Here is an 8,615-nt window from a genome sequence, read left to right as displayed (position 1 = left end):
CCCCCCCCGCCTCAGTGCCGCATGCGGCGCGCGAGCTTCTGGATCGGGCCGGTCTTCGGCGCGCGCTCCGCGGATTCGACGACCTCCTGCTGGTAGAAGTCTGCGAGGTCTGCCATCAACGCCCGACGCTCCGCCCGCGCGTACGCCCGACGCTCCCGCGTGAAGGCGATCACCGTCGACCAGCACATCAGCACCATCACGACGCTGAACGGGAGCGCCGTCGTGATCGCCGCGGTCTTCAGCGCGTCCAGCCCGCCCGCGAGCAGGAGCGCCACCGCGACGAGGGCCGTGACCCCGGCGAAGAACACCCGGATCCAGTTCTTCGGCTCGATCTGCCCGCCGGTCGCGATCATGCCCATCACGAGCGCACCCGAGTCCGCCGAGGTCACGAAGAACACCCCGATCAGGATGATCGCCCCGATCACGAGCACCGATCCGGCGGGCATCCCGCCGAGCAGCTGGAACAGGACCTGCTCGACGGACACGCTGCCGTCCGCCCCGACGAGGTCGCCGGTGCCGTGCAGCTGGTCGTACAGCGCGGTCCCGCCCATGATCGCGAACCAGAGGAAGGTCAGCAGCGTCGGGACGAACAGCACGCCGAGCACGAACTGCCGGACGGTCCGTCCGCGGGAGATCCGCGCGATGAAGATGCCGACGAACGGCGCCCACGACATCCACCAGCCCCAGTAGAACGTCGTCCACGCGCCCTGCCACTCCTGCCCGGCCCGACCCGCGAAGGCGCTCGTGTCGAACGCCAGCCCGACGAACCCCTGCACGTACTGCCCGATCGACTGCACGAACTCGCCGAGCAGGAACTGCGTCGGCCCGACGAACAGGACGAAGACGAGCAGCACGGCCGCCAGCACGAGGTTGATGTTCGACAGGATCTTCATGCCCTTGCCGACGCCGCTCAGCAGCGACCCGACGGCGATCAGCGTGACGACGACGATCAACCCGATCTGCAGGCCCCGGGTGTTCTCCGCCGCGCCGGTGTACTCGAGCCCCGACCCGATCTGGAGCACGCCGAGCCCGAGCGACGTCGCGACGCCGAACAGCGTGCCGATCAGCGCGAGGACGTCGATGAGGTTGCCCCACCCGCCCACCACGCGCTTGCCCAGCAGCGGCTCGAGCGCCCAGCGGATCGACACCGGTCGCGACCGCCGGTGGATCGCGTACGCCAGGGCGAGCCCGACCACGACGTAGATCGCCCACGCGTGCAGGCCCCAGTGCAGGAACGTCTGCGTGAGCGCCTGCTGTGCGAGGGCGTCGTCGTCGCCCGTCACCCCCGGCCGTGGTGAGGCGAAGTGACTGAGCGGCTCGGCGACGCCGTAGAACACGAGCCCGATGCCCATGCCCGCGGCGAACAGCAGCGACAGCCACGAGAGCGTCGAGAACTCGGGCGCCTCGTCGTCCTGGCCGAGCACGATGTCGCCGAACCGGCTGAACCCGATCCAGATCGCGAAGACGACGAACGCGGCCGCGGCGATCACGTAGTACCAGCCGAAGTCCCGCACGATCCACCCCTGGACGGCCGAGAAGACGTCCTCGGTGGCACGCGGCGCGGCGAGCGCGACGGCGACGAACGCGAGCACGATCCCCGCGGCCGGCCAGAAGACCCAGCGCTCGACGGGCGGCTTCCGGACCGCCGCGTCGGCCGGCGGGCCAGGAGGCGCGGATCCCGTCCCCACGTCGTCCTGCGTCCGCCCCGTGGCGGGTTCGCGGTCTGCCGGCTCGGCCGTCTCGTCCATGGCGTCCCTCCACCCACGGATGCTGAGCATCCCTGGCCGGATTCTACGAACGCTCGCCGTGGTCCGTCCGGGTGCGATGGGAACGGGCACCGCGCCCGAGGCACTTCGTGAGCAGGAACGGTCGGGTCCCCTAGGCAGCGGCGACCTCTTCTGCTCACGAAGCGAGGCCGCGCGCCCGCCCGCCGCGGTCCGTCCGGACGGTTGTCGTCACCGGTCCCGACGGGCCGATACGCTGCTGGGATACCGGGACGACCTTCCCGGCCGAGACCCGGAGAGGACCACATGACGATCGACGGTCAGACGCGCCACGGACGCGCGCGGGACGACGTCAGTGGCGCGGTCGACAGCGACCTGCGCTCCGACGTGCGGTACCTCGGCAAGCTGCTCGGACGCGTCCTGCGGGAGACCGGCGGCGAGGACCTCCTGCACGACGTGGAGAGCCTCCGCGCCGCGGTCATCGACGCGTACGAGGGCGGCGAGGCCGAGGGCGCCGCGCGTGCCGAGGCCATCGTCGCGGACCTGTCCGCCGAGCGGGCCGAGGCCGTGGCACAGGCGTTCACCACGTACTTCCACCTCACGAACCTCGCCGAGGAGCACCACCGCGTCCGCGTGCTCCGGCACCGCGGCGACGACGGCGGACTCGCGGGGGACTCCTTCCCGGCGACGTACGCCTCGCTCGTCGAACAGGTCGGCGACGAGGCCGCTGCGGCCCGGCTGCGCGAACTCCGGTTCCACCCGGTCCTCACGGCGCACCCGACCGAGGCCCGCCGACGCGCGGTGACCACGGCCGTGCGGCGCATCACCGACCTCATCGACGAGCGCGACCGGACGACGAACGCCACGGCCCTCGCCGAGAACGAGCGCCGGCTGCTCGAGGAGATCACGACCCTCCTGCGCACCTCGCCGCTCCGCACGACCCGCCCGACCCCGCTCGACGAGGTCCGCACGGCGATGAGCGTGTTCGACCAGACGCTGTTCGAGATCGTCCCGCAGGTCTACCGTCTGCTCGACGACCGGCTGCTCGGTGACGACGCCGGCCGCGTGCCGGTCACCGCACCCGCCTTCGTGCGCTTCGGCACCTGGATCGGCGGCGATCGCGACGGCAACCCGCACGTCACCGCGGACGTCACCCGCCAGGCGGCGGAGATCGCGGCCGAGCACATCCTGCTCGGGCTCTCCCGTGCCGCCACCCGCATCGGCAGCACCCTCACCCTCGACGCGAGCGAGACCCCGGCGGACGCAGGGCTCACCGCGCTCGTCGCCGCGCAGGAGTCACTCGACCCCGGGATCGCCGAGCGCATCGGGGTCCGTGCGCCGAACGAGACGCACCGTCGGGCGCTCCTGTTCGTCGCCGCCCGCATCGACGCCACGCGCCGGGGCGAGGCCGAGCTCGCCTACCCCGGGCCGGACGCACTCCTGGCCGACCTCCGCACGATCCAGACCTCGCTCGTCGCGGCCGGGGCCACCCGTCCCGCGAACGGCGAGCTGCAGAACCTCGTCTGGCAGGTCGAGACCTTCGGGTTCCACCTCGCCGAGCTCGAGGTCCGGCAGCACTCGCAGGTGCACCGGAACGCCCTCGCCGAGATCCGCGCCGGTGGGGAGCTGAGCGAGACCACGGAAGAGGTCCTCGCCGTGTTCCGTACGATCGCCGCGCTGCAGGCCCGCTACGGCGTCCGCGCCGCCAGCCGCTACATCGTGTCGTTCACGCAGTCGGCAGCCGACCTCGCGAACGTCCACGAGCTCGCGGTCGCCGCACTCGGGTCGCCCGAGGCCGCCCCGGTGCTCGACGTCATCCCGCTGTTCGAGACCTTCGCGGACCTGCACGCCAGTGTCGACATCCTCGACGAGGCCGTCCGCACCGAGCCGTTCGAGCGCCGCCTCGCAGCGACCGGTCGCCGCCTCGAGGTCATGCTCGGCTACTCCGACTCCTCCAAGGACGTCGGTCCGGTGTCGGCGAACCTCGCGCTCTACGACGCACAGGCCCGGATCGCCGACTGGGCGAAGCAGCACGACGTCGAGCTCACGCTGTTCCACGGCCGCGGCGGCTCGCTCGGCCGCGGTGGTGGCCCGGCGAACGAGGCCGTCCTGGCGCAGCCCCGCGGTTCCATCGACGGACGCCTCAAGCTCACCGAGCAGGGCGAGGTCATCTTCGCCCAGTACGGCGACAAGGACATCGCCGCGCGGCACCTCGAGCAGATGGCCTCGGCCACGCTGTTCGCGTCCTCGCCGTCGAACGAGGACCGCACGGCCGTCGCCGCCACGCGCTTCGCCGACCTCGCGCAGCAGCTCGACGACGTCTCGCGCGAGGCGTTCTACGGCCTCGTGAAGGCGGACGGCTTCGCGCCGTGGTTCGCGCGCGTGACCCCGATGGAGGAGATCGGTCTGCTCCCGCTCGGCTCCCGTCCGGCCCGCCGTGGTCTGAGCGTCGAGTCGCTCGAGGACCTCCGGGCGATCCCGTGGGTGTTCTCGTGGACGCAGGCGCGCATCAACCTCGCCGGGTGGTACGGCCTCGGTTCCGCGCTCGAGGCCGTCGGCGACGTGGAGCTCCTCCGCACCGCGTACGCCGAGTGGCCCCTCTTCGGCGCGATGATCAAGAACGTCGAGATGTCGCTCGCGAAGACCGACGAGCACATCGCCCGCCGGTACCTCGAGCTCGCGGACCGCGACGACCTCGCCGCGAAGGTCCTCGACGAGATGCTCCGCACGCGCGAGTGGGTGTTGCGCGTCTCGGGCGGGAGCGACGTCCTCGAGGACCGTCCCGTCCTCGCACGCGCCGTCCGGCTCCGCAGCCCGTACGTCGACGCGCTCTCGCACCTGCAGCTCCGGGCGCTCCGCGCGATCCGCACCTCGGGCAGCACGGACCCGACGGACGGTGACCACCGGCTGCTCCTCCTCACCGTGAACGGCATCGCGGCCGGCCTGCAGAACACGGGCTGATCCGCGCGGACCGGCCGTCGGTCGTCGACGCGACCGTCTCGGGCCCAGGAGGCGCGGTGCCAGCTGGCACCGTGCCTCCAGGCCGTCTCGGTGTGCGCAACGCGACACCACCGCCCTTGTCGAATCGATTCGGGGGCGCGTAGCGTGGCCGACGTGACGACGGAGCGCACAGGACCGACCAGCCGGACGAGCGCCCTCCCACCGATCCTGCCGCTCGCCCTGATCGTCGGCGTCTCGCCGTTCGCGACCGACATGTACATCCCGGCCCTGCCGGCGATCGCACGCGACCTCGGCACGACGCCCGGTGCCGTGCAGCTGTCCCTGACGGCGTTCCTCGTCGCGTTCGCCGTCGGGCAGCTGCTCGCCGGACCGGTGAGCGACGGCATCGGGCGGCGTCCGCTGATGCTCGTCGGCACGGCGGTCTTCGCCGTTGCCTCCGTCGGGTGCGCGCTCGCGCCGGACGTCGTGACGCTCGTCGTGGCGCGGGTGTTCCAGGGGCTGGCGGGTGCGGCCGGGGCGGTCGCCGGGCGGGCGATGGTCTCGGACGTGGTCGACGGGCCGCGGATGGCGAAGGTGTTCGGGACCCTCGCGGCCATCAACGCGATCGGCCCCGTCGTCGCCCCGCTGGCCGGGGGAGCGGTGCTGACGGTCGGCACCTGGCGACTCATGTTCGTCGTCCTCGCGGTGCTCGGTGCCGCGTTCTTCGTCGCCGTGGTCGTCCGGTTCCACGAGACACTGCCGCGGGCGTTCCGCGGTGGGGTGGGCCTCGGTGCGAACTGGGGACGCATCCGCGAGCTCATGGGCATCCCGCGGTTCCGTGCGTACGTGCTGACCGGGGTGCTCTCGACCATCGGGTTCTTCGCGTACATCGCCACGAGCTCGTTCGTGTTCCAGACCGGCTTCGGGTTCTCCGAGGGGATGTACACCCTCGTGTTCGCCACGAACGCCTCGATGATGATCGTCACGACGCTCGTGTTCCGCCGCGTGGTCGGTCGGTTCTCGGAGGACGCGCTGCTGTCGTTCGGCCTGGCGCTCGGGACCCTCGGCGCGACCGGCGTCCTCGTGTCCGCGCTGCTCGGGGCCGGCGCGGTGCCGGTCTGGGTCTCGCTCGCCGTCGTGACCGCGGCGTGGGGGTTCGTCCTGCCGGCGGCGATGACCCGCACGCAGCACGTCGGTGCTGCGCACCCGGGGACCGCCGCGGCACTGCAGGGCGGGCTGACGTTCGGGCTCGGCGGCCTCGGCACGCCGCTCGCGGGAGTGCTCGGCGGGACGGCCGTCGCGATGGGGTCGGTGATGGCGGTGCTCATGGCGGCCGCCGTGGTCGTGCAGCTGCTGGCGACGCGACGGACCGGACGCGCCTCGACGGGTTCGTGACCCGGACCCGGTAGGTTGCAGGGTGCACCCCGCACCGATCCCAGGAGGCACCGACATGGACATCGTCGTACACGAAGCGGACGCCGGCGCCGCCGTGCTCGAGTGCAGCGGCCGACTCAACATGGTGTCGGCCCCGACGTTCCGCGAGACCGTCGCGAAGGTCGTCGGCGACGGGCGGCCCCGCGTGGTCGTCGAGCTGTCCGGTGTGGAGTTCATGGACTCCTCCGGTCTCGGCGCGCTCGTCGGGTCGCTCAAGGCCGCGCGACAGGCCGGCGGGGACCTCCGCATCGCGGCGCCGTCCGACCAGGTCGAGATGGTGCTGAAGCTCTCCAACATGGACAAGATCCTCCGCACGTACCCGGACGGGGACGCCGCGGTGACCGACTGGGCATGAACGCCGCGGTGGGTGGGCACAGCCTCGACCTGGCGTGCCCGCCGGACGACGTCACGGCGGTGCACGCGTTCCTCGCGACGGTGTGGGACACCGAGCCCACCGTCTCGGCCGAGGACCGGATGGCCCTCGAGCTCGCGCTCGTCGAACTCACCTCGAACGTGATCGAGCACGGGGCGGCCGGTCGCGGCGTCTCGTGCTCGCTCCACCTCGACGTCGGTTCGGACGCGGTCGAGGCGCAGCTGACCGACGACGGTGTGCCGGTGCCGGTCGACCCGTCCGCCGCGCAGCTGCCCGACGCGCTGGCCGAGAGCGGGCGCGGCCTGGCGCTCGTGCAGATGGTGGTCGACGACCTGCGCTACGAACGGGTCGCGGACCGGAACCTGTGGACGGTCCGGCGCGGGCGCCACTGAGTGCCGCTCGTGTCTGACGGACCGGTTCGTCCGCTTCGCGCAGCCCGTGGGCCGGTATCCGCAATGCGTGCGCATACATCCCGTGGGCTCCGCGCCGCCGTGTCACGATCCAGTCGATGAACGTCGAGCCCGACCCCAGGATCAGCTTCGAGACGTCCGGGGCCGACCTCGAGGCGGCGATCCAGATGTACGAGGACGCGTACGAGAGCGTGGGCTTCCAGGCGGAGCGCACGGAACGCCCGTTCAGCTACCGCTTCCGGGTCACGGGCGACGAGACGATGTCCTTCCGCTCCACGCGGTTCGACGCCCGGATGCAGGGCGAGCTCGAGTCCGGTGACGAGTACGTCGTGATGTGGCTCGCCGACGGTGGGGGCACCGTCGACGTCGGGCGGCAGGAGGTCGCCTTCACGCCCGGCACGCCGATGATGTTCCCGACCGGTCGACCGTTCGCCTTCGACCTGCAGGACCTCCGGCAGAGCCTGGTCCAGTTCGATCGCACGTTCCTCGAGGGCGTGGCGGCCGAGGAGCACGGCACGCAGCCGGCCCCGCTCGTGTTCGACCACACCCAGCCGCCGCGGCGCGAGGACCTCCGCGGGTGGAACGCCCAGGTCCGCCGGGCCGCCGAGACCGTGCTCGGCGAGGCGCCGGTGTCGCAGCTGGTCCTCGCGGAGACCGCCCGGGACACCGCCCTCGCGCTCCTCCGCACCTTCCCGCACACCGTGCTCGCGCCGGACATCACCCTGCCGCAGGGCGCCACCGGCCGGGTCCGCGAGGCCGTCGAGTACATGCACGCGTTCGCCCACACCCCGATCAGCACGACCGACGTCGCCGAGCACGTCGGGCTCAGCGTGCGCGGGCTCCAGCAGGCGTTCCAGCGGCAGGTCGGTACGGCGCCCAACGCGATGCTGCGCGGCATCCGGCTCGACCGCGTCCGCGAGGAACTCCGCCGCTCGTCGCCCGGTGACGTCACGGTCGCCGCGATCGCCGTGCGGTGGGGTTTCGCCCACCTCGGCCGGTTCTCCGGGGCGTACGCCTCGCGCTTCGGCGAGTACCCGCGCGACACGCTGCACGCCTGATCCGACCCCCCACTACGCTTCGAGGGTGCGCAGACCTCGACCGTGGGTGATCGTCCCCGGGATCTGGAACTCCGACCCCGACCACTGGCAGTCGCTGTGGCAGGACGAGCGGTCGGCCGACGACCCGGGCGCGGTCGTCCGGATCGCACCGGCGTCGTGGAGCGAGCCCGACCCGGACGACTGGTCCCGCGCGATCACCAGCGCCGTGGCCGCCGTCGACGAACCGCCGGTGCTGATCGCGCACAGCCTGGGCGTCCTCGCCGTCGCCGCGTGGCTCGGGCAGCGGGGGCACGCCGCGGTCGCGGGTGCCTTCCTCGTGGCGCCGCCGGACCCCCTCGCGCCGGGGTTCCCCGACGCAGCGGCCGGGTTCGTCGAGCCGGTGGCCCAGGCGGCCCCGGCGGTCCCGACGCGTCTGGTGGTCAGCGACGACGACCCGTACTGCACGCTCGACCGGGCCCTGGGGTTCGCGGACGTCCTCGGTGCCGGAGTCGTCCGGGTCGGCGCGCTCGGCCACGTGAACGTCGCCAGTGGTGTCGGTGCCTGGCCGGCCGGCCGTGCACTCGTGGACGACCTCGAGCGCACGCTCTGACACCGTCCGCGACACGCCGTTCACCTTCGAGGCGATATGGCAGGGACTCCGGCGACACACCGGGGATGTCCGCCGAGATGAGCGTTG

General features: G+C 72.5%; 7 protein-coding genes. 6 read left to right on the top strand and 1 reads right to left on the bottom strand.

Annotated features, from left to right (window positions below; all coding sequences use genetic code 11):
• Positions 1-11: 11 nt before the first annotated feature.
• Positions 12-1,778: a BCCT family transporter gene (locus JSX79_RS13080; RefSeq protein ID WP_229086609.1), complete on the bottom strand. Its 1,767-nt coding sequence runs from the start codon at positions 1,776-1,778 to the stop codon at positions 12-14.
• A 252-nt stretch (positions 1,779-2,030) separates the two neighbouring features.
• On the opposite strand from JSX79_RS13080, the gene JSX79_RS13075 reads away from it, so the two are divergent.
• From JSX79_RS13075 to JSX79_RS13050, 6 genes are all read left to right on the top strand, one after another.
• Positions 2,031-4,685, top strand: coding sequence for a phosphoenolpyruvate carboxylase (locus tag JSX79_RS13075; protein ID WP_229086608.1), 2,655 nt, complete (start codon positions 2,031-2,033; stop codon positions 4,683-4,685).
• A gap of 153 nt (positions 4,686-4,838) precedes the next feature.
• Positions 4,839-6,059, top strand: coding sequence for a multidrug effflux MFS transporter (locus JSX79_RS13070; RefSeq protein ID WP_229086607.1), 1,221 nt, complete (start codon positions 4,839-4,841; stop codon positions 6,057-6,059).
• Positions 6,060-6,114: 55 nt separating this feature from the next.
• Complete coding sequence (locus JSX79_RS13065) at positions 6,115-6,453, top strand: STAS domain-containing protein (protein ID WP_070418772.1); 339 nt, start codon at positions 6,115-6,117, stop codon at positions 6,451-6,453.
• Positions 6,450-6,863, top strand: coding sequence for an ATP-binding protein (locus JSX79_RS13060; protein ID WP_070418773.1), 414 nt, complete (start codon positions 6,450-6,452; stop codon positions 6,861-6,863). Before JSX79_RS13065 ends, JSX79_RS13060 begins: the two co-directional genes overlap by 4 nt.
• 116 nt (positions 6,864-6,979) lie before the next feature.
• Positions 6,980-7,939 carry a helix-turn-helix domain-containing protein gene (locus JSX79_RS13055; protein ID WP_070418774.1) on the top strand — a complete coding sequence of 320 codons (960 nt, stop codon included), beginning with the start codon at positions 6,980-6,982 and terminating at the stop codon, positions 7,937-7,939.
• Positions 7,940-7,964: 25 nt separating this feature from the next.
• The gene (locus tag JSX79_RS13050; protein WP_229086606.1) at positions 7,965-8,528 is read left to right on the top strand and encodes an alpha/beta hydrolase; all 564 of its coding nucleotides are present in this window, start codon (positions 7,965-7,967) and stop codon (positions 8,526-8,528) included.
• Positions 8,529-8,615: the final 87 nt, after the last annotated feature.

The sequence above is a fragment of the Curtobacterium sp. GD1 genome (assembly GCF_020882855.1).
Taxonomy (GTDB): Bacteria; Actinomycetota; Actinomycetes; order Actinomycetales; family Microbacteriaceae; genus Curtobacterium.
Note: the sequence above shows the minus strand (reverse complement) of the source record. Positions and strands in the feature narration are given on the sequence as shown.

Excerpts from the sequence above, each read along its gene's own strand:
- JSX79_RS13080 (WP_229086609.1), bottom strand. The coding sequence starts at position 1,778 with ATGCTCAGCATCCGTGGGTGGAGGGACGCCATGGACGAGACGGCCGAG.
- JSX79_RS13075 (WP_229086608.1), top strand. The coding sequence starts at position 2,031 with ATGACGATCGACGGTCAGACGCGCCACGGACGCGCGCGGGACGACGTC.
- JSX79_RS13065 (WP_070418772.1), top strand. The coding sequence starts at position 6,115 with ATGGACATCGTCGTACACGAAGCGGACGCCGGCGCCGCCGTGCTCGAG.
- JSX79_RS13060 (WP_070418773.1), top strand. The coding sequence starts at position 6,450 with ATGAACGCCGCGGTGGGTGGGCACAGCCTCGACCTGGCGTGCCCGCCG.
- JSX79_RS13055 (WP_070418774.1), top strand. The coding sequence starts at position 6,980 with ATGAACGTCGAGCCCGACCCCAGGATCAGCTTCGAGACGTCCGGGGCC.